This window comes from Cyanobacterium aponinum PCC 10605 (assembly GCF_000317675.1).
In the GTDB taxonomy this organism is placed as follows: domain Bacteria; phylum Cyanobacteriota; class Cyanobacteriia; order Cyanobacteriales; family Cyanobacteriaceae; genus PCC-10605.
This window is the reverse complement of sequence record NC_019776.1, coordinates 212668-232386: the sequence shown is the minus strand read 5'-3', so window position 1 is coordinate 232386 and position 19719 is coordinate 212668. Positions and strand designations below refer to the sequence as shown.

20 protein-coding genes and 1 tRNA gene are annotated in these 19719 nt (G+C 36.2%); 8 read left to right on the top strand and 13 right to left on the bottom strand.

The window, feature by feature from the left end; all coding sequences use genetic code 11:
* Positions 1 to 325: 325 nt before the first annotated feature.
* From rplA to rplS, 6 genes are all read right to left on the bottom strand, one after another.
* Positions 326 to 1033, bottom strand: coding sequence for a 50S ribosomal protein L1 (gene rplA, locus CYAN10605_RS01005; protein ID WP_015218086.1), 708 nt, complete (start codon positions 1031 to 1033; stop codon positions 326 to 328).
* Between the two features lie 121 nt (positions 1034 to 1154).
* A complete protein-coding gene (rplK, locus tag CYAN10605_RS01000) occupies positions 1155 to 1580 on the bottom strand; it encodes a 50S ribosomal protein L11 (RefSeq protein ID WP_015218085.1) in 426 nt (141 codons plus the stop codon).
* Between the two features lie 19 nt (positions 1581 to 1599).
* Positions 1600 to 2220, bottom strand: coding sequence for a transcription termination/antitermination protein NusG (gene nusG / locus CYAN10605_RS00995; protein ID WP_015218084.1), 621 nt, complete (start codon positions 2218 to 2220; stop codon positions 1600 to 1602).
* Positions 2220 to 2396: a preprotein translocase subunit SecE gene (secE, locus tag CYAN10605_RS00990; protein WP_051018172.1), complete on the bottom strand. Its 177-nt coding sequence runs from the start codon at positions 2394 to 2396 to the stop codon at positions 2220 to 2222. The genes nusG and secE overlap by 1 nt, the downstream gene beginning before the upstream one ends.
* Positions 2397 to 2566: 170 nt before the next feature.
* Positions 2567 to 2638 (bottom strand) — tRNA-Trp (locus tag CYAN10605_RS00985).
* Between the two features lie 128 nt (positions 2639 to 2766).
* The gene (gene rplS / locus CYAN10605_RS00980) at positions 2767 to 3171 is read right to left on the bottom strand and encodes a 50S ribosomal protein L19 (protein ID WP_041922587.1); all 405 of its coding nucleotides are present in this window, start codon (positions 3169 to 3171) and stop codon (positions 2767 to 2769) included.
* A 373-nt stretch (positions 3172 to 3544) separates the two neighbouring features.
* On the opposite strand from rplS, the gene crtR reads away from it, so the two are divergent.
* From crtR to cbiQ, 4 genes are all read left to right on the top strand, one after another.
* Positions 3545 to 4426: a beta-carotene hydroxylase gene (gene crtR / locus CYAN10605_RS00975; RefSeq protein ID WP_015218081.1), complete on the top strand. Its 882-nt coding sequence runs from the start codon at positions 3545 to 3547 to the stop codon at positions 4424 to 4426.
* A 92-nt stretch (positions 4427 to 4518) separates the two neighbouring features.
* Positions 4519 to 5046 (top strand): sll1618 family protein, encoded by a 528-nt coding sequence (locus tag CYAN10605_RS00970; RefSeq protein ID WP_015218080.1) that lies wholly within the window; start codon positions 4519 to 4521, stop codon positions 5044 to 5046.
* 72 nt (positions 5047 to 5118) lie between these two features.
* Positions 5119 to 5481: an NAD(P)H-quinone oxidoreductase subunit M gene (locus CYAN10605_RS00965; protein WP_015218079.1), complete on the top strand. Its 363-nt coding sequence runs from the start codon at positions 5119 to 5121 to the stop codon at positions 5479 to 5481.
* 102 nt (positions 5482 to 5583) lie between these two features.
* On the top strand, positions 5584 to 6351 hold the full coding sequence (gene cbiQ / locus CYAN10605_RS00960) for a cobalt ECF transporter T component CbiQ (RefSeq protein ID WP_015218078.1): 768 nt from the start codon (positions 5584 to 5586) through the stop codon (positions 6349 to 6351).
* Positions 6352 to 6494: 143 nt separating this feature from the next.
* On the opposite strand, the gene CYAN10605_RS00955 is transcribed toward cbiQ, so the two are convergent.
* The 4 genes from CYAN10605_RS00955 to CYAN10605_RS00940 form a co-directional block, all read right to left on the bottom strand.
* Positions 6495 to 7178 carry a lecithin retinol acyltransferase family protein gene (locus CYAN10605_RS00955; protein ID WP_015218077.1) on the bottom strand — a complete coding sequence of 228 codons (684 nt, stop codon included), beginning with the start codon at positions 7176 to 7178 and terminating at the stop codon, positions 6495 to 6497.
* Between the two features lie 184 nt (positions 7179 to 7362).
* A complete protein-coding gene (gene mtnC, locus CYAN10605_RS00950) occupies positions 7363 to 8073 on the bottom strand; it encodes an acireductone synthase (protein ID WP_015218076.1) in 711 nt (236 codons plus the stop codon).
* Between the two features lie 297 nt (positions 8074 to 8370).
* Entirely contained in the window at positions 8371 to 9711 is a 1341-nt protein-coding gene (locus CYAN10605_RS00945) for a TldD/PmbA family protein (RefSeq protein WP_015218075.1), read from the bottom strand.
* A 68-nt stretch (positions 9712 to 9779) separates the two neighbouring features.
* Positions 9780 to 10508: a 2-phosphosulfolactate phosphatase family protein gene (locus tag CYAN10605_RS00940; protein ID WP_015218074.1), complete on the bottom strand. Its 729-nt coding sequence runs from the start codon at positions 10506 to 10508 to the stop codon at positions 9780 to 9782.
* 497 nt (positions 10509 to 11005) lie between these two features.
* Between CYAN10605_RS00940 and gpmI the strand changes: the two genes are divergently transcribed.
* From gpmI to CYAN10605_RS00920, 4 genes are all read left to right on the top strand, one after another.
* Complete coding sequence (gpmI, locus tag CYAN10605_RS00935) at positions 11006 to 12604, top strand: 2,3-bisphosphoglycerate-independent phosphoglycerate mutase (protein WP_041922393.1); 1599 nt, start codon at positions 11006 to 11008, stop codon at positions 12602 to 12604.
* Positions 12605 to 12927: 323 nt separating this feature from the next.
* Entirely contained in the window at positions 12928 to 14967 is a 2040-nt protein-coding gene (locus tag CYAN10605_RS00930; RefSeq protein WP_015218072.1) for a PD-(D/E)XK nuclease family protein, read from the top strand.
* A gap of 172 nt (positions 14968 to 15139) precedes the next feature.
* Positions 15140 to 16108, top strand: a complete 969-nt coding sequence (locus CYAN10605_RS00925; protein ID WP_015218071.1) for a protochlorophyllide reductase — start codon at positions 15140 to 15142, stop codon at positions 16106 to 16108.
* A 172-nt stretch (positions 16109 to 16280) separates the two neighbouring features.
* Positions 16281 to 17117, top strand: a complete 837-nt coding sequence (locus tag CYAN10605_RS00920; protein ID WP_015218070.1) for a prephenate/arogenate dehydrogenase — start codon at positions 16281 to 16283, stop codon at positions 17115 to 17117.
* A gap of 586 nt (positions 17118 to 17703) precedes the next feature.
* Here the strand turns inward: CYAN10605_RS00920 and CYAN10605_RS18305 are convergent.
* From CYAN10605_RS18305 to CYAN10605_RS00905, 3 genes are all read right to left on the bottom strand, one after another.
* Entirely contained in the window at positions 17704 to 18387 is a 684-nt protein-coding gene (locus CYAN10605_RS18305; protein WP_241212790.1) for a group II intron reverse transcriptase, read from the bottom strand.
* 143 nt (positions 18388 to 18530) lie between these two features.
* The gene (locus tag CYAN10605_RS18735) at positions 18531 to 18674 is read right to left on the bottom strand and encodes a hypothetical protein (RefSeq protein WP_190275007.1); all 144 of its coding nucleotides are present in this window, start codon (positions 18672 to 18674) and stop codon (positions 18531 to 18533) included.
* A 96-nt stretch (positions 18675 to 18770) separates the two neighbouring features.
* On the bottom strand, positions 18771 to 19589 hold the full coding sequence (locus CYAN10605_RS00905; protein WP_015218067.1) for a carbon-nitrogen hydrolase family protein: 819 nt from the start codon (positions 19587 to 19589) through the stop codon (positions 18771 to 18773).
* Positions 19590 to 19719 lie beyond the last annotated feature (130 nt).

Genomic DNA, 19719 nt, shown 5'->3' with positions numbered 1-19719 from the left:
AAGATGTAGAAACTTGAAAGGAAAAACTTCTTTACTGCAATATGAGTTAGATATAAAATTGTCTAGTGGTGACAAAGAAAGTGGAAAAACCCTCTATACCCCTTTGTGTCTTCCGTTTTAAGGGAAACAGGGAAAAGTATTTATAATTGGTATGTATGCCTTATAAACATGGGAAAAGCTATATATTAGCCTTTTTATTTTGACGCTCCACTGCCCAAAGAGCGGGGCCTGAAACCCATGTAAATATGGTCAAATTTTAACAATAATTACTTATTACTTATTATTTATACAAACTCTAAACTCCTAACCCTAAATTCCTAATTAATTAAGCTGTTTTCATGTCTCTTAAACTGTTGATGTCCACCTCAATGGAAGGTCCCATAGAAGAAGAAACGAACATGGTACGCCAGTAACGACCTTTCGCGCCAGAAGGACGATTGCGATCAACGGTTTCTTGAATCGCCTTGAGGTTGGTCAACAAGTCATTAGCAGAGAAAGATGCTTTCCCGAACATTACGTGAACAATACCACTGCGATCGGCTCTGAATTCTAATTTACCTGCTTTAAATTCGTTAATAGCACCCACTAAATCGGTGGTAACAGTACCACCCTTGGGAGAAGGCATCAAGCCTTTAGGACCTAAAACACGACCTAATTTAGCAATTTTGGGCATCATGTCAGGGGTAGCGATTAAGACGTCAAAATCCATCATTCCTTTTTGGATTTCATCGATTAAATCTTCGTCACCAACTAAATCTGCACCACCTTCACTGGCTTCTTTTACTTTTTCCCCTCTGGTAATAACTGCAACTCGAACAGTTTGTCCTGTACCTTTGGGTAAGCTAACAGTAGTTCTTAATTGTTGATCAGTATATTTAGGATCAATTCCTAAACGGATATGTACTTCGGCAGTTTCATCAAATTTTGCCGTTGCGGTTTCTTTTAACAGTTGTAATGCCTCTAAAGGCTCGTAGGCTTTAGCCTCAACTTTGGCTAAGGCTTCTTTAAATCTTCGACTTAATTTCTTACTCATTGGTGTAATGTATCTCCTTGGGTAAACTAACGAAGTAAAAACCTCTCCCCAGATTGCGAAAATCTTTTAGCAGTTAAACCACCATCAATTCACAAGCTTCGATGGAAAGTTATTTCTCGAATTAATCAACAACGGTAACGCCCATGTTACGAGCTGTACCTGCGATAATTTTCATTGCCGCATCAATGTCATTAGCGTTCAAATCCTGCATTTTGGTTTGCGCTATTTCTTCTAACTGAGCCTTGGTAATTTGGGCTACTTTAGCACGGTTGGGTTCTTTTGATCCTTTTTCAATTCCTGCGGCTTTTTTGATTAAAACCGAAGCTGGAGGGGTTTTGAGAATAAAGGTAAAACTGCGATCCTCAAACACTGAGATTTCCACAGGAATGATCATCCCGGGTTGATTGGAGGTTTTCGCATTATACTCTTTACAGAATGCCATGATGTTAACACCATGTTGACCCAACGCAGGACCTACTGGAGGTGCGGGGTTAGCCTTACCTGCGGGTAAAGCCAATTTAATCAGTGCAACGACTTTCTTCGCCATTATTCAAGTTTCCTTTTATTTATCCTTGTTTTTCTACTTGGTTAAATTCCAATTCTACGGGGGTATCACGTCCAAAAATGGATAATAGTGCCTTGAGCTTGTTTCTCTCGGTACTAACTTCAATAACCTCCCCTGCAAAGTCTTTAAATGGTCCTGATAGCACGAGGATTTTATCTCCCACTTGCATATCGATTTTTAAGACGGGTTCAGCTTCTTCGGATTCTTTGAAGATACGGGCTACTTCTGAAGGTGATAAGGGTAAGGGTTTGACATGACCTCTTCCTCTGCCTACGGCACGACGTTGTTCTGCCCCTACAAAGTTAATGACATTGGGGGTATTTTTCACCATCTGCCACGCATCATCATCGAGAATCATCTCAACCAACACATAGCCGGGTAAGACTTTTTCTGCTCCGTGAATACGACTACCATCTTTTTTGACTTTTACGGTCGGTGATTGAGGTATTCTAATTTGTAAGACGCGATCGCCCAAATCAAAGCTATTAGTCCTCTGTTCGAGGTCAGTTTTGACTTTTTTTTCACAACCAGAGGCTACCTGAACTACATACCAACGGGGTTTACCCACTGCTTTAGTTTGGGTTTCTTCTGCTTGTTGTTCTTGTTCAGGGAAATTGTTCATTAAAACACCTTCCCAGCCAACCAGCCAAATAATTTATCCATTAAATAAATTAGAGTTGCAACTACTGTAACCATTAAGATGACAGCCACTGACTCGCTTAATAACTGTTGTCGAGAAGGCCAAACCACCTTAGCTAATTCTTGCTTTGTTTCTTCGACAAAACCGCTGGAGATGATTTCTTTTCCTTGAGCTTCGTTGGAATTTGCGTTTTTCGTTTTTACGGTATCTTTATTAGTCACGATTATTCCCTCATTAGTTAACTTCTGTTTGTAGCGACTTATTTTAAGACACCACTAACAAGTACTTATTATATAATCACTTAACCATTCTTATAGGTCTGTCCCAACACGTCCTAGAGGATTTGAACCCCTGACATTCGGTTTTGGAGACCGACGTTCTACCACTGAACTAAGGACGTATATCATATTACTATAACAATCTTGTTAACTTTTGTCAAGGCTTAAACCCTGTATTTTAGGCTAACAATTATAGTAGTTGGTAAAAGACTACGGTTAAGTAGTTAGGGTTTGCGAGAGAAATAGAAGACTATTTTTTCTTTTTACTTTTGGTTGTTTTAACAGTGTCAATAGGACGGTCAAAACGTTGCTTAATACGGGTTGCTTTACCAACTCTGTCTCTGAGGTAATAAAGTTTAGCACGACGCACTTTACCTCGGCGGAGAACTTGGATATTAGCAACGATGGGGGAATGGATTAAGAATACTCTTTCTACTCCTACTCCCTGAAAAATACGTCTAACGGTGATAGTTTTATTTATACCGCCGTGACGCATTGCGATCACTGTACCTTCAAAAGGCTGTACCCTTTCTTTTCCACCTTCTTGAATGCGGACACCAACTTTAATAGTGTCGCCGACGTGAATGGTGGGGATACTGTCTTTATCTTTTAGATATTCCGCCTCAATAGACTGGATTATCGCATTTGCGTTGATAGACATGGAGATTGATTGCTTTAAAACTCACAATTTTTCATCATAACTTTTATTTGACTTCTTTGTCAATAAGTGATTGAGGATGTGTTTGACCCAGATCTTGTCTTTATCATCAATTTACCTGATGGTTTTAGTCATAAAGGAACTAAAAAGGAGGAAAAACAGTAGAAATTGGACTTAAAAGTATTAAAATTTATTTTACTTGTTTTATTTATTAAATATTTTTATTGCGATGCAATATCGTCTAGTGTGGAGATAGGGAAATTGTGGATATGATCATAGTTCAAATTTACAAATCTTTACCTAAATGGGCAAAATATTGTAAACTACCACAAGATAATCATTAATTTCACGCAAGGAGCAAAATATACCAATGCAGTCGGTTTCACCTGTATTGACATCGGTCCCAAGAGAATATTTGAAAGCACCGGGTGGATTTAATCCCAATGTATTCATGTTTATAATAGCCCTCTCTTTGATTACTGTTTCTACCTCTGGTTATTTTCTCTGGAGTTTTCCTGACTGGCTTTGTTTTACTGCTAATGTTTTAGCTTTGCACATTTCTGGTACTGTGATCCATGATGCTTCTCATAACAGCGCCCACAGCAATCGTATTATTAATTCTATTTTGGGTCACGGTAGTGCTTTGATGCTAGGCTTTGCATTTCCTGTGTTTACAAGGGTTCATTTACAACATCATGCTCATGTTAATGATCCTGAAAATGATCCTGATCATTTTGTGTCAACGGGGGGGCCTTTATGGATGATTGCGGCTAGATTTTTTTATCATGAGATTTTCTTTTTTAGAAGAAGATTATGGAAGAAATATGAGCTTTTAGAATGGTTTTTAAGTCGTTTGTTTTTGTTTACAGTGGTTTTCTTAGGAATTCACTATGGTTTTATCGGTTATGTAATGAATTTTTGGTTTGTACCTGCTTTAGTGGTAGGTATCGCTTTAGGTTTATTTTTTGATTATTTACCTCATCGTCCTTTTAAAGAGCGCGATCGCTGGAAAAATGCTAGAGTATATCCGGGTAGAGTTCTAAATTTTCTTATCTTTGGACAAAATTATCATTTAATTCATCATCTTTGGCCTTCTATTCCTTGGTATAAGTATGAATCTGCTTACTATGCGACTAAGTCTTTGTTGGATGCAAAGGGTTGTGATCAATCTTTGGATTTATTAAAGGGCAAAAATTTTGGCAGTTTCTTATATGATATTTTTCTTGGTATTCGTTTTCACGAAAAGCATTAATTTTTGGGTTTAATTTTTTCTTTCCTTATTTTTTTAATTGCCCTTTTGGGTGATTTTTTGTGTTGGTAAATTGTTCAAATAAATATGAATTTATGAATAGTAACTTAATCGCTGATAAAAATATTTCTTTTGAAGATGCGATCGCACTTACAGAAAGATTTATTGAGCAGATAAGCCAATTATCGGAGGCGGAAAAAGAGAAAGTTATCTCTTCTTTAGTAGCTACGGAAAATGGAGCAAGAGGTTTATTTGTTACTTATTTAACTAGCGATAATTCTGTGGTTGATAACCCGTCTCCGGGTATTATAAATGGACTAAAAACCTCTCCTCAAATTGTCAGTGAATTATTAGTTAAAAATGTAGCTATGTCAACGGGAATGAGGTTAACCCATACAAGAAATAATAACCCTGACATGGCAGAAAGTTCCTTTAAAGTTACCCAAAGAAGTTTAAATTTGATTAACGAATTATCTTTACCAGAAACCAAGGAAAAAATTATCTTGTTAATAAATACGATAAAAGAAAAAGAAGGTGTTTATCAAGAGTTTTTGAGCCGATGGGGTTATGATGAGGAACAAAAAAAACAGATTTTAGATGTGTTGACTAAAATTGACCAATAATTAAAGATATTTTGATGGTGTTTTGTGGCAAAATAAAATGCAAAAGCAATGATTAAATCATAAAGTCATACTATGTTAATAAAATCTACTACTCGTCACATTAGAATTTATGCGGCAGAAATTCAAAATAATGAGTTAATCCCCTCTGAACAAGTTTTAACTCTCGATGTTGACCCTGATAATGAATTTAATTGGGAAGAAATGACTTTACAAAAAGTTTACCGTAAATTTGATGACTTAGTAGAAAGTTATAGTGGAGAGGATTTGAATGATTATAATTTACGTCGTATTGGCTCAGATTTAGAGCATTTTATTCGTGGTTTATTGAATAAAGGGGAAATTAGCTATAATTTGGACTCAAGAGTATTAAATTACAGTATGGGTTTACCAAAAGTAGAAAGCCCTGATTCTGAAGGAAAATACTTATTAAGTTAATGTTAATTGTCATAGTATAAATAGTGTAGAAAACATAGAGAGGAAATAGATGTCAATGGTAAAAGCAGTATTTTCTCTCTATATCCATTGCAATCTTTAATTATGAAATTATCATTAGATGAGTATGTTTATTTAGACTCTCTTATTCATCGTTGGCAATCTAAACCAAAATTAATAGCTTTACTAAGTTTAATTTTTTGTTTTGCTTTTATTCAGCGTTTATCTTTTTTGCCTGTTATTATTTTCATTACGGTTATTCTTTATTCTCTTTCTAAACTTCCTATAAAATATTTAATTTCTCGTCTTCGCTACCCCGGAATTTTTATTTTAGCAGTTATTTTTTTATTACCTTTTTTAGTGGGAGAAACAACGATTTTTTCGTGGGGATTTTTCTCGATAAAACAAGAGGGTTGCTTGTTAATTTTATTAGTAATTACTCGTTTTTTGTGCATCATCACAACTACATTGGTTTTATTGGGTACTTCTCCCTTTTTAACTATACTTAAGACTTTAAGATCTTTAGGACTTTCTCCTATCATCAGTGATATGATGTTATTAACATACCGCTATTTAGAACAAATGGGCGATCGCATCTTGAGTATGCGCAGAGCATTAAAATTGAAGGGATTTAATTTTCATCAATTCAGTAGTCGTAATTTAAGAATTATGTCTCAGTTAATAGGTAGTTTATTAGTAAGAAGTTATGATGAATCCAAGCTAGTTTATCAGGCCATGATATTAAGAGGTTACGGTTACAATTCTCAGCGAAAAAATCGCCATGAGCAGAATATAAAAATATCTGATTGGATTGCTTGTTACAGTGTGGTAGTTATAAGTGTATCTATAATTATTCTTCAGACAATATCTTAACTTTTTTGTTCTATTATTTTGAGTCTGTAAATTGTTGGTTAGGATAGGGAATAGGCAATAGGCAATAAAGGATTATTTTCTATTAATCTGTCATAACTAGCAAATAATAGTCATTTTCATGGTACTTTTTTTCCAGTCTAAGATCAAATAATGTTTTTATTCTTCAGTAAATTTTCTGTCATTATCGCTAGTTTTTCCAATTCAGTTTCTAACTGCTTAGCTTTTTTTTCATAACTTTTTTTCTTCGTTAAAGCCTCTCTTGCTAAATCTTCCCTATTATTCTGTAAAGCCTTCACAGCAACTTGTTGCCATGTGTCAATTTCTGTTAGTGCTTCCCGATATTGGGGTTGAATTTGTTCCCAAACTACCCTAATTTTACCTAAAGCATCTTCGAGTAAATGCTGAGAATTATTAATATCATTACTGCCCTGAAACGCATTTTTTAATGGTTCAAATAAATTAAAAGTATCTAATCGATTAATAGTAGGAATAAAGTCTTTCACCTGTTGACTTTCACTAACCCCTGTTTTACACCAAGTAGCAAAATGTTCACAATTATTGAACATAAGATTATATTTATTTTCTCCCAAACGGCTAAAAGCACGTTTTACCACCACTTCAGGAATAAAAGTAAAACCTTGAGGATATTCACGCACATAAACAGGATTAGCACGACTAAAAGTATCCCAGGAAGTTTGCTCAACAATTTCTGAGGGTTTACGATAGTGAATCACACTACCATCACCAATATCAATACCATGATGTTGATAAACCCCTTCTAAATTGTGAAAATTACGCCAGACGTATATTTGATCTCCAAATGCCATTGAGAATTTTTGATTCTTAATAATTTCTTATAATAATTCATCTCAAAGAAATAAATCAAATGGGATTAAAAAACAAAGACACAAGCCACCCCTCCCCGACCGCTACGGGTCAAGAAAAGGTGGCTTATTTACTTATACTTCCAGTATAGCAATAACACTCCATTTTGTCAATAGTTTTTTTGTTTTATTTATTGTTATTTTCAATGTTTATTTCAGCAAAAGATTTAACTAATTGATGAGAAGTTTGTTGCTCTATATTTAATTGATTAAATGTCTGTAAATCTCGTGCAACTAAAACCGTTTTCATTTGCACTTGAGAGGCACTATTGACTTCAGCTTCAACATCAGATAGAAAAATAATGTAATTTGGGTTTAAGCCGATAGATTGACTAATTTTTTCATAAGAATTAGGTTCTTTTTTATTGCCAATGTTAGTATCAAAGAAACCAGAAAATAAGTATGATAAATCACCATATTGAGTGTGAGCAAAAAAAAGTTTTTGGGCATGAATTGAACCGGAGGAATAAATATAAATGGGAATATTTTGACTGTGCCATAATTTTAGTTTTTCATAAGCATCTTCATAAATATGAGAACAAAAATCCTGATTTTTATAACCAGTTTCCCAAATAATTCCTTGTAAATCTTTTAGGGGAGTAAGTTTGCGATCGCACTTTATCCAATCTTGTAAAATAGAGGTAATTTGAGAAGGAGTATAGCTATCTAAATTTTCTATTTTTGCCACTTCTCCGACAGCATTTTTTACTGTTTCATCATGCCAATGTTGAGATAAAAAATCTCCCATTTTTTCATAAGCATAGGGAAACAAAACATCATGAACAAAACTAATAGAACTTGTGGTGCCTTCTATATCAGTTAAAATCGCTTTAATCATAAATTACTTTCGAGATTCGGAGTTATAAAATAGGTTTCAGGTTTCAGGTTGCGGGTGTTGAGGGATGGGGGGATGGGGAGATGGGGGGATGGGGAGATGGGGGGATGGGGAGATGAGGGGAGAGGGAGAAGTAGGGGCGAATGGCCATTCGCCCCTACAGGGTTTCAGGTTTCAGGAGAAAGTAATAAGTATTCAGAGTTTTTAATTCTTAATTCTTAATTCTTAATTTTTAATTTTTAATTATTAACTATTCACCTTTGCCCTTTGCCCCTTTCCCTTTGCCCCTTGCTAATTAAATTACTGACCTGTAATAGATAAAGAATCAACCCAAATACGGGGACAAACACCACTGGGAGTAACTTCCGCTTCGGATTCCACAAAAATAATAGACTTTAATAAATCGAGAAAATCTCCTGCAACGGTAGCCGCTTCGATACTAACTTTTTCTCCTTTGTTAACTAGCCAACCATCAAAAGGTAGAGAGAATGAACCTTGTAAAGCATTAACTCCAGCGTGTAAGGCTTGAACATCATCAATTAAAATAACATTTTCTGCCTCAGCTAAACTATATTCAGTAGTGGGGGACTGACCACGAAAAACATGATAATAATTAGGGCTAATACTCACTTTTGCCCCAATACTAGCATGACCTGTGGGTTGAGCATTCATTCTTTTTGCTGTCACACTGCTATGAAGAAAATTAACCAAAACTCCTTTATCAATAATGGATAAATTACGGGTGGGTGTGCCTTCACCATCAAAAGTTTCACCGCTTACATTTCCTTCATGTAACGGATTATCATTAATAGAAATCAGAGGAGATGCGATTTGTTTTCCTAAAGATTCGGGTGTGGAAAGACTTTGTTTATCGAGAATATTTTGAGCATTGTAAAGATTACTGAATGCACCTAAAAGACTTAAAAAGGCTTCTGGAGAAAAGACAACTCGATATTTGCCCGATTTAATCGGTTGATAGTCTAAATGACTCAGGGTTTTCTCAACGGTTTCTTGAAAGCAACCCTCAATGTCCAATTTTTCGAGACTATTGGCAACTTTATACGCTCCTCCGCTTCTAGGTTTTTTATTCTCCTGTTCAGTTTTGGCGTAGAGATATAGAGAGGTAAAGGTGCGATTTTCTTCTCTTAATGCTCCATCACTGTTAAGGTAAAAGCGTTCTATGGCTTGTTCTCCTAAACCATTATAAGGTACAGATGCGATCGCATCATGGGCATTTAATAAATCTGTTTCTAAAGTAATTAACTTTTCAATTAAATCAGAAGCAGGGGTTTGACTACCTAATTCTCGATGAACTTCAGGTAAACTAGCGGTAGCAGAAGGGCTAAAATCGGGGACATAATCTGTCACCCCGAAATAACTGGCTTCTAAAGCAGTTTTCAAAGCCAATTCAATTCCTACCTCGTCCACATCAGTAGTAGATGTCACGCCAATTTGTTCTTTTTCATTCCATACTCTGACGATAACACTTGATTTCTGAGAGGCTTTTACCTGTTTTGGCTCACCCTGAAACACTTGGACACTGGTTTGATCTACACTTGAACCATAGATGTCAAATTTTTTGATTTCTAACTCAGAGGCTAAGAGTTGAGCAATTTTGGCAATGGTTTTAACTTTAGACATAATTTTGTACAAAATGTAGAATTGAGAATGAATAATGAATTAATTAGGTTTCAGGTAAAAAACAATGACTAATTACTAAGTGAAACTAATCCCAATGAAGTTTGTATTGGTAAAGTATCAGTGATATTTTTCTGAGAGCAATATTTCAAATCATCATCTAAGGCTAGTCTCAATAATCTTTGTCCATGACTAGACAACTTAAATAAATCTAACAGTTTATCTTGCCATTGTTGATATAAGGCAATAGAAGCAATTACCTCATCATTACCAATCATATCAGGTTTACCAGTATCCACCAACAAAGATGCGATCGCACCTGCACAGACGGTATCTTCTAAAGAATAGCCTCCCTCCCAACCTGAACCCAATAACCAAAGAGTTTCGGGTTGTTTCTCTTGCAAATAATCCACCACTGCTTGATAATTAATCATCGCTCCAGCAATGACAGTTTTTGCCTCTTGAACTCTTTGTAAAGAACGAGTACCATTGGTTGTGCTAATAAATAACTGTTTTCCGCTCACTGTTTCCACAGTACAATCAAGAGGGGAATTACCCAAATCGCAAAAATCAACCTTTTTTCCCCCTCTTTCTCCCAATCTTAAGCGAGATTCAGGAGGCAATAAATTACTTTCTTTGGTCAACAAATCTAAATCACTGTAGGCTTTAACAGATTTTGCACCATTATTTAACGCCGTAACAATGGTCGTAGTTGCCCTTAGTACATCAATCACCACAGCACAATCAGGAATTTCATTTTCTGGAGTTGACTCGGGAGTATAATAAACAGAAATTTTCACGTTGGTTAATCAATCCAAAGGTATATCACAGTGAACAATGATGATTTTACCTTAATGATGTCAGATAATAATTAGTAATTTAGTAATTAGCAATTAAGATAAGGGAACAGGCAATAGGCAATGAGCAAAGGAAGAATTAAGAATTAAAAACTCCTAACTCTCATCGTCATTACTCATTACTTGTTTCTCCCTAACACCCCAATACCCTAAGCCCTCACTTCTCTCTCTCCCCCAAACACCTGCAACCCGAAACCTGAAACCTGCCACCTCTTTCCGAACTCTTTAATATTTTCTTAATATTTGCTATGGTGTTCTTTTGTTAACGCAATAGTGATCTAACTTAAAAAACTGTAACAAAATGCACAAAATATATACTGATAAAGTATAACTGAATGTCAAGTAAAGTTAAAAAACTGTTGTTACGGCGACAAAATATCAGTGTTAAGATCAAATTGCAACTATTTTTACAATTTATATTAATTGGTTAAATTATGACAATGAATCAAGCACCAATAGCTCCCGTTGTGCTAGTCATTCTTGATGGTTGGGGTTATCGTCCTGAAAAAAAAGATAATGCGATCGCACTTGCGAAAACTCCTGTAATGGATAGTCTATTAGAAGTTTATCCCAATACTTTAATCAGTGCTTCTGGTAAGGCCGTTGGATTACCCCATGGACAGATGGGCAATTCAGAAGTAGGACATTTGAATTTAGGGGCGGGGAGGGTTGTTCCACAGGAATTAGTACGCATTTCTGATGCAGTGGAAGATGGCTCAATTTTTCAAAACCCTGTATTAGAAGAAATTTGTCAACAAGTAAATCAGTCTGAGGGTAAATTACACCTGATGGGTTTATGCTCTGATGGAGGTGTTCATTCTCACATTGAGCATTTAATTGGCTTACTGGATTTAGCAAAATTACAGGGTGTCAATGAGGTTTGTGTTCACATTATCACTGATGGTAGAGATACCAATACCACCGAAGGAGTTAACTATATTCAGGCGGTTGAAGAACATATCCACAAAATCGGTTTAGGTAAAATTGTCACCGTTTGCGGACGTTATTATGCCATGGATCGCGATCGCCGTTGGGATAGAGTACAAAAAGCCTATGATTTATATACGATAGATGGTGAAGGGGATGGTAGAACACCAGTACAAGTATTAAAAGATTCTTACAGTCAAGACATTACCGACGAATTTATCGAACCCACTCGTATCAGTAAAGGGGCAGTAGAATCAGGAGATGGTATTATATTCTTCAATTTTAGACCTGATCGCGCCCGTCAGATTTGTCATGCCTTCACAATGCCGAATTTTGACGGTTTTGAAAGAGAATTAATCGAAAACCTCCATTTTGCAACTTTTACCCAATATGACCCCAATTTGCCTGTTAAAGTTGCCTTTGAACCTCAAAAACTAACCAATATTCTCGGAGAAGTTATCGCCGAAGCTGGATTAAAACAATTTCGTACCGCCGAAACAGAAAAATATCCCCATGTTACCTACTTTTTCAATGGTGGATTAGAACAACCCCTCGAAGGAGAAGACAGGGAATTAATTTCTAGTCCTATGGTGACAACCTACGATAAAGCACCGGCTATGTCTGCGGTAGAAGTTACCCAAGTCGCTTGTAATGCTGTCAATAAGGGCATTTATTCTTTAATCGTCATGAACTATGCAAACCCCGATATGGTGGGACATACAGGCAATTTAGAGGCCGCTATAGATGCGATCGAAACCGTTGACTCATGTTTGGGTAAATTAATCAAAACTATCAACCAAGCAGGAGGCACAGTAATCATTACAGCAGATCATGGTAATGCCGAATATATGAAAGATGAAGACGGTAATCCTTGGACTGCTCACACCACCAATTTAGTACCCTTGATTTTAATTGAAGGAGAAAAAAGAAAAATACCCGGTCACGGTGGCAACGTACAATTAAGAGAAAATGGTAAATTAGCAGATATTGCACCCACTATTCTCGATATATTGCAACTACCCAAACCAGAAGAAATGACAGGAATATCTCTATTCAAACAACCTCAATACGAGGTCAAAACCAGTCGAACCCCCGTCAGTATATCTTTGTAAAATACAAAAGTGGTTATAAGGTATTGGGATGTTAGGGAATTTATAGATAATAATGTTTGGATATGACAGAAAATAAAGAGCCAAACGACAAAGATTATGAAATATCCCGCAAATTAAGAAGTCTTAATAGGCGAGTTGAACGTTTGGAAGATACTAGGGAGGATGTCAAGAAGAAATTGACTATCTCGAAGATAAACTAAGTCTTGTTCAATCGGAATTTAACGATTTTAGCAGTGGAATTAACCCAAAACTAGATACTATTTTAAAACACATCACTAGAATTAATTAAGTGAGACTAACAGAGATTGATTATATTTGAGTCAATGAATAAAGGAAACAAACCCCTTTGGATAACAGGAGAAAGTTGTTGTGGTAAAACTCGTTATTTAGCCCAATCAATTTATCAATGGATGCAAATATATCCTCTCCCCCATAAACCCCTTATTCTCGTTATCAATCATCAAGCAAGAGAAAATCTACTTCGAGAAATCCTTAAACTTAACGCTCAAGGGTATCTAGGAAAAATAAGAACCCCTCTGGGATTAATAATGGAAGATGTTAACCTATTCTATCCCCTTATTTGCGAAAAACTAGATATAAAAGCAAAAATACCCATTAGACTACGCCCTGAAACTGAACAAGAATTAGCAACTCAACTATGGCAAAAAGATATTACCTCCGAATTAATTAGCATTTTTGGTAATGAATATACTTGCGTTCGCAGAATTTTAGATTTAACACAATTAGCAGGGGCGGCAGGAATACCTTTTGAGAAAATACCTGACTCATTACAAAATTCAGATTTTTTCCAGACTATAGGTAATAAATCCATTACTAATTTGCTCGGAGAATTAATCCAAAAATGGCGCAATTGGTGTTTAGAAAAAGGATTTTTAAACTACGGTTTAATTTATGAGCTTTACGCATTATATTTATTGCCTTCTGGGGAATATGAACAGTATTTATTAAATCAATATAAGGGTTTATTTATCGATGATATTGATGATTTTCCTTCTATAATTACACAACTTTGTCAAAGATTTATTGATAATAATATCACCTCTGTTTTTACCTACAATGAAACAGGAAAAGTTCGATTAGGATTAAATGCAGATCCAGAATATATTAAAGAGAAAATATTACCTTTATGTAACCATCAAGTTTTAGAAAATAAGGATAATCAATATTTAAAAAATAACCTAGAAAAACCAATTTTAAAACTAATAAATGGAGACTTTGAAGATATAGAAACTTTAGCAAATATAAGTAGTATCATCACAGAATCAAGGGCGGAGTTGCTTTCTCAAACTTGTAATTTTATTATCAAATCTATTCAAGAAAATAAAATAAAACCTCAAGATATAGCGATTATTGCCCCGGGCTTAGATGAAATAGCTCGATATACTTTTCAAGATATTTTTACCAATCAAAATGGAGTAGCAATTCAATTTTTAAGGGAAAAAAGACCTTTAGTTAGTTCGGCAATTATTCGCAGTATTTTAAGTATTTTAACTTTAGTTTATTCACATCAAGGGAGGTTAGTAAGAAAAGATTTATTACCAGAAATGTTAGTAATTTTGTCTAAAGAAAAAATAGATTTAGTTAGGGCAAATTTATTAGTTGATAGTTGTTATGTTCCTGATGTAAATAATCCTTTTCTCTTAGATTACACTAATTTTTCCCGTTGGGATCGTCTCAGCTATCAAAGTAGGGAAAGTTATCAAGAGATATTAGCCTTAATAGAAAATATCAAAGCTGAAATTAGCGAAGGAAACAACCATTTAATTGCTATAATAGACAAAATTATTCAGCTATTTTTTCCCAATCTTAATGAACTTCAATATAATCAAATTACTAATTTAAAAGAGTTTATAGAAACCGCACAACATTTCTGGGAAATTCAATATAAATTGGGTAATTTAACTATTAATGAAATTGTTAGCCAATTTTTAACATTAATAAGAAAAGGTACAATCACAGCAAATCCCTTACTTGAATATAATCAAAACAATAGTGATGACTCAGAAGATAATTTTTCTTCTTTAGAAGGAGGACTATTAATTTCAACTATATATCAATATCGATCGCATCGTTGTCGCCATCGTTGGCAATTTTGGATGGATACAGGTTCACGTTTTTGGAGTCAAGGTTTAGGATTATTTGCTTATGAAGCATTTTTACAACCTATAGAAAAAAATGCTCAAACAATGCCAAGAGAGTCAGAAGATATTTTAATTAGACGAATTGTTAAAGATTTATTAGCTAGAGCAGAAGAAAAGATTTTTCTATGTCATAGTGACCTCAGTGTCACAGGTAATGAACAAATTGGTAAATTATCTCCTTTACTTGCGCTCACACCTTAAAATTGTTTTGTGGTGGTAGAGAAAAGGGAACTAGCTCATAAAAGAATAAAACAATAGTTAATTAAATGAAAACTTACTTAAAAAAACTTAGAAATTGAAAAGATATTTGTATGAGATCATTAAAATAACGTGAATTATAACAATGATTAAATACAAATCTTAATAAAGAGAAATGACTACAGATAATAAACCCACAGTAATTGTCACTGGTGCATCATCAGGGGTTGGCTTACAAGCCGCTAGAGCCTTAACACAAAAAGGCTGGTTTGTAATTATGGCTTGTCGTAATATTGATAAAACCCTAAAAGCCGCTAACGAAGTAGGTATAAAATCTGGTGACTATCAAATTATTCATATTGATTTAGCCGATTTTGACAGTGTGCGTAAATTTGTGCAAGATTTTAGGGCAACAGGTAGAAAATTAGATGCCTTAGTTTGCAATGCTGCGGTTTACTATCCTCTTTTAAAAGAACCTTTGCGCAATAAGGATGGCTACGAAATTAGCGTTGCGACTAATCATTTAGGACATTTTCTTCTTTGTAATTTAATGCTAGAAGATTTGCAAAAATCTGGCAATCCTGAACCCCGTTTAGTCATTTTAGGCACTGTAACCGCTAATCCTAAAGAGTTGGGCGGTAAAATTCCTATTCCTGCACCTCCAGATTTAGGTAATCTTGATGGCTTCAAACAAGGATTTAAACCACCTATTAGCATGATTGACGGCAAAAAATTCAAATCAGGCAAAGCCTATAAAGATAGTAAACTTTGCAATATGCTCACCATGAGAGAATTGCATCGCCGTTATCACCAATCCACTGGTATCACTTTCTCTGCTTTATATCCCGGCTGTGTGGCAACTACTGCCCTTTTCCGCAATCACTATTCTTTATTCCAAAAAATCTTCCCTCTTTTCCAAAAAAATATCACAGGGGGTTATGTTTCTGAAGAATTGGCAGGAGAAAGAGTTGCTATGGTTGTCGCCGATCCAGAGTATAATCAATCGGGTGTTTATTGGAGTTGGGGTAATCGTCAAAAAGAAGGCCGTAAATCCTTTGCACAAGAAATTTCCGATGAGGCGAGTGATACAGATAAGGGTGTACTCATGTGGGATTTGAGTAAACAATTAGTGGGATTAGCTTAGGTAATGAGTAGAAGTTAGGAGTTAGTTAGGGGCGAATGGCCATTCGCCCGTACAAGGGTTCGGGGTCATAAAATAGGTTGCCGGTGTCAAGGTGATGGGGGGAGAGGTGGCAGGTATCAGGTGGCAGGTGTCAGGTTTAAGGGAGTAATTATCAACTATTCACTATTCACTAATGAAAATAGGTATTATCGGTTTAGGCTTAATTGGTGGTTCGTTAGGTTTGGATTTAACCGCTAAAGGCTATGAGGTAATTGGGGTTTCTCGTAAAAAAGAAACTTGCGATCGCGCTTTAGAAAAACAAATAGTAACCACCGCAGGACAAAATTTAGAGCTTTTGAGCAAAACAGACCTAATTTTTGTTTGTACCCCCATAGAGGCAATTTTAAGAACCATAGAGAGCATAATTCCTCATCTATCCCCAGAAACCATTATTACTGATGTAGGTTCTGTTAAAGGTGCGATCGCATCTCCTGCCACTAAACTATGGTCAAATTTTGTCCCCAGTCATCCCATGGCGGGTACAGCTAATCAAGGGGTGGAGGCCGCAGAATATAACTTATTTAACAATGCCCCCTGTGTCATAACCCCTTTACCACAAACCTCTCCCCTAGCCATCACTAAAGTCAGTCATATTTGGGAAACTGTTGGTTGCCGACTATATCAATCTACTCCTGAATTACATGATCGAGCAGTCGCATGGATTTCTCATTTACCTGTGATGATTAGTGCCAATTTAATTTATAGTTGTACTCATACATCATCCCCAGAAGTCATCAAATTAGCTCAAGCTCTGGCTAGTTCAGGATTCAAAGACACCAGTAGAGTAGGGGGAGGCAATCCAGAATTAGGACTAATGATGGCACAATACAACCGTCAACAATTAATCAACTCCTTACGGGAATATCAACAAAACCTTGATTTACTGATTGAAAGCATTGAAGGGGAAAACTGGGAAGCCCTGACAAATATCTTACAAGAAACTCATCAAAACCGCCCTAACTTCATTTGAGTTGGATTTCACAAAGAAATTGACACTCACCCGTTAAATCAGTGATTGTAACGGGCTATTCTTGCTTCTTTCAAGTCCCCTCTTAACTAGGTATCATTATTACTAATAATACCCCCGTCAGAACGAGTCCACAAGCAGTTTAAACATAGTTTTTTATCTGTGCTACCGTATGCCCTACGGCTAGTATCAGTTTTGTTTTACGTCAGCCCACATTACTGGTTACTGCTATTATCTATAGTATAACTTTTTGTGGATACTGTCAATGGCTAGAGAATATTCTTTAAGAGTAAGGTTAACTAAGGATGAAAAATCAAGACTTGCTTACTATGCAAAATGTAAAAATGTAAGTATGTCTGAGATTATCCAAGATTACTGTAAACGGCTACCAAAACCCCCTGATACTAAGGACTAAAGGTTTATTTTGTTGGTCAAAATTCATCTCCCAGTTCCTTCCTTTCGTCAGGACTAAAGGATTTGAGGTATGTTTTTTTGTTGTCAAATATCGGGTAAGGTTCGAGAGTCACCTCTCTCCCCTCCCCTAAGAACCGTGCGTGACTATTTCTAATCACGCGGCTCAAGCCTTACTTCAAGCCTTCAACTTGGATTTCGAGTGTACCTGTTTATGACAAGCCTTGTGCAAATGTACGAGATTGTCAGTGGAATCTTCACCACCATCTTTTACAGGTACTATGTGATGGGTTTCTATTTCTTCTCCATTGAACAAGTTGTCACCACATACAGGACATTTCCAATTTTGGTTGGTGGCTACTTGATAGTATTTACTACCTTTTGCCCAATAGTTTTTACCCTGTTTTAGTTCCTCTAATCCATGTAAACCAATGTTGGCTAACAACGGACTTATGACTCCTCCTTGAGGTGTACCTGTTTCGGTAGGGTTGTGGACACCTTTATCGATGAATCCTGCTTTTAACCATCCTTTGATTAACTCCTTTTTAGGGTGAGTATCAATCATTTTTAGGATAGATTCATGGGCAATGTTATCGAAAAACCCCTTTATATCAGCGTCTAAAACCCAAGTATCTCTACCATCACACAATCTTAGAAAACATTGTTCAATAGCATCATGACAACTTCTTCCGCATCTGAATCCATACCAGTTAGGCTCAAATACGGCTTCCCATTCAGATTCTAGTGAGTTTTTGACTATTGCTTGTGCGACTCTATCTCTCACGGTTGGGATGCCGAGAGGACGTTTCTTGCCATTGGATTTAGGTATATAAACCCGCTTTGTCGGAACTGCTTTTGGCATCTCACAACAGTATTTAGTTCACCCTCTTACCATTTTGGTTAGAGCTTATCAGGGATAATTTAGCTCTTCGGACTATAACGCAGTTTAATCATCAACTTAGACTATGTTCATCCTTCTACATCTTCCCTCTAGCTCCTTACCGTTTAATCCCTAACAGCTTCGGCTACATTTGGGGTCTGCATTCCACCTGTTTCGTTACTTACTAGGGTGTGACCACGCTTTGTGATAAAGTGTTTTCCACGAGGGCTGGTGGTAGAAATCACCAAACGACAGGGTGTCGTAATCAAAATGACCAATTCAGGTCGCACGCAACGGGAGTCCTCTTTTGACATAACCTGATAGAAATATCTTCTTAATTACCTTTACCCCTTACCCTTCGTTAATTAAGCGAATACTCGATGTTGTAAACAAGGCATTTGTTGTCTTACCTTTTGTAATCTTTGAGGATTAATTTCTGCGATCGCAACTCCAATTTGAGAGCCAGTACTAGAAAGAATAGAACCCCAGGGATCTACAATCATACTATGGCCATGGGTACAGCGACGGGCATAATGATTTCCCGTTTGAGCAGGAGCAATAACATAAACAGTATTTTCGATCGCCCTTGCCCGAATTAAAACTTCCCAATGGTCTTTTCCAGTATAAGCAGTAAATGCCGCAGGAATAAAGATAACCTCAGCCCCCTGACGAGATAAATGACGATAAACTTCAGGAAAACGCACATCATAACAGATAGACAAACCAATCTTACCTAAATTATTGACCTCACAAACATTAGGCAGACTCTTTCCCGCCATAACAGTATTAGACTCACAATAATTATTGCCATCAGGGACATTAACATCAAATAAATGTATCTTTTCGTAACGAGCTAACTCTAAACCATTAGGATCAATTAAAAGAGCAGTATTATGAACTTTGGACTTATCCCCCGGTAAAGGAGTAGGAAAACCACCGCCGAGAATCGTCACCTGAAAACGCTGTGCCATGCGAATTAAAAACTTTTCGCTTCTTTGGGCAATATCTTCTCCCTGAGCGATTTTATCCTTATCTTCTCCTAAAAAAGAGAAATTCTCAGGCAAACCAACTAACTTTGCCCCTTGATTAACCGCTAATTCGATTAATTCTTCAGCTTGATTCAAATTGTGATCTACATCTGGAGTGCTTGTCATGCACACCGCCGCCGCAAGGTAAGATTTCATTTGATATAAAATGTCAGTATATTTAGATTATGGATAAGATGGGATTGGGGATAGAGGGGAAATTAATGATGAATTATGAGCTATAAACTAACACCTAAAACCTACTTACCCCAACACTATTTTTTGTCCC

What these genes read in the sequence shown, in the direction of transcription:
- gpmI (WP_041922393.1), top strand. Translation starts at nt 11,006, where the DNA reads ATGAATCAAGCACCAATAGCTCCCGTTGTGCTAGTCATTCTTGATGGT.
- rplA (WP_015218086.1), bottom strand. Translation starts at nt 1,033, where the DNA reads ATGAGTAAGAAATTAAGTCGAAGATTTAAAGAAGCCTTAGCCAAAGTT.
- nusG (WP_015218084.1), bottom strand. Translation starts at nt 2,220, where the DNA reads ATGAACAATTTCCCTGAACAAGAACAACAAGCAGAAGAAACCCAAACT.
- CYAN10605_RS00945 (WP_015218075.1), bottom strand. Translation starts at nt 9,711, where the DNA reads ATGTCTAAAGTTAAAACCATTGCCAAAATTGCTCAACTCTTAGCCTCT.
- mtnC (WP_015218076.1), bottom strand. Translation starts at nt 8,073, where the DNA reads ATGATTAAAGCGATTTTAACTGATATAGAAGGCACCACAAGTTCTATT.
- CYAN10605_RS00920 (WP_015218070.1), top strand. Translation starts at nt 16,281, where the DNA reads ATGAAAATAGGTATTATCGGTTTAGGCTTAATTGGTGGTTCGTTAGGT.
- CYAN10605_RS00925 (WP_015218071.1), top strand. Translation starts at nt 15,140, where the DNA reads ATGACTACAGATAATAAACCCACAGTAATTGTCACTGGTGCATCATCA.
- CYAN10605_RS00930 (WP_015218072.1), top strand. Translation starts at nt 12,928, where the DNA reads ATGAATAAAGGAAACAAACCCCTTTGGATAACAGGAGAAAGTTGTTGT.
- rplK (WP_015218085.1), bottom strand. Translation starts at nt 1,580, where the DNA reads ATGGCGAAGAAAGTCGTTGCACTGATTAAATTGGCTTTACCCGCAGGT.
- cbiQ (WP_015218078.1), top strand. Translation starts at nt 5,584, where the DNA reads ATGAAATTATCATTAGATGAGTATGTTTATTTAGACTCTCTTATTCAT.
- CYAN10605_RS00905 (WP_015218067.1), bottom strand. Translation starts at nt 19,589, where the DNA reads ATGAAATCTTACCTTGCGGCGGCGGTGTGCATGACAAGCACTCCAGAT.
- CYAN10605_RS00965 (WP_015218079.1), top strand. Translation starts at nt 5,119, where the DNA reads ATGTTAATAAAATCTACTACTCGTCACATTAGAATTTATGCGGCAGAA.
- CYAN10605_RS18305 (WP_241212790.1), bottom strand. Translation starts at nt 18,387, where the DNA reads ATGCCAAAAGCAGTTCCGACAAAGCGGGTTTATATACCTAAATCCAAT.
- CYAN10605_RS00970 (WP_015218080.1), top strand. Translation starts at nt 4,519, where the DNA reads ATGAATAGTAACTTAATCGCTGATAAAAATATTTCTTTTGAAGATGCG.
- CYAN10605_RS00955 (WP_015218077.1), bottom strand. Translation starts at nt 7,178, where the DNA reads ATGGCATTTGGAGATCAAATATACGTCTGGCGTAATTTTCACAATTTA.
- crtR (WP_015218081.1), top strand. Translation starts at nt 3,545, where the DNA reads ATGCAGTCGGTTTCACCTGTATTGACATCGGTCCCAAGAGAATATTTG.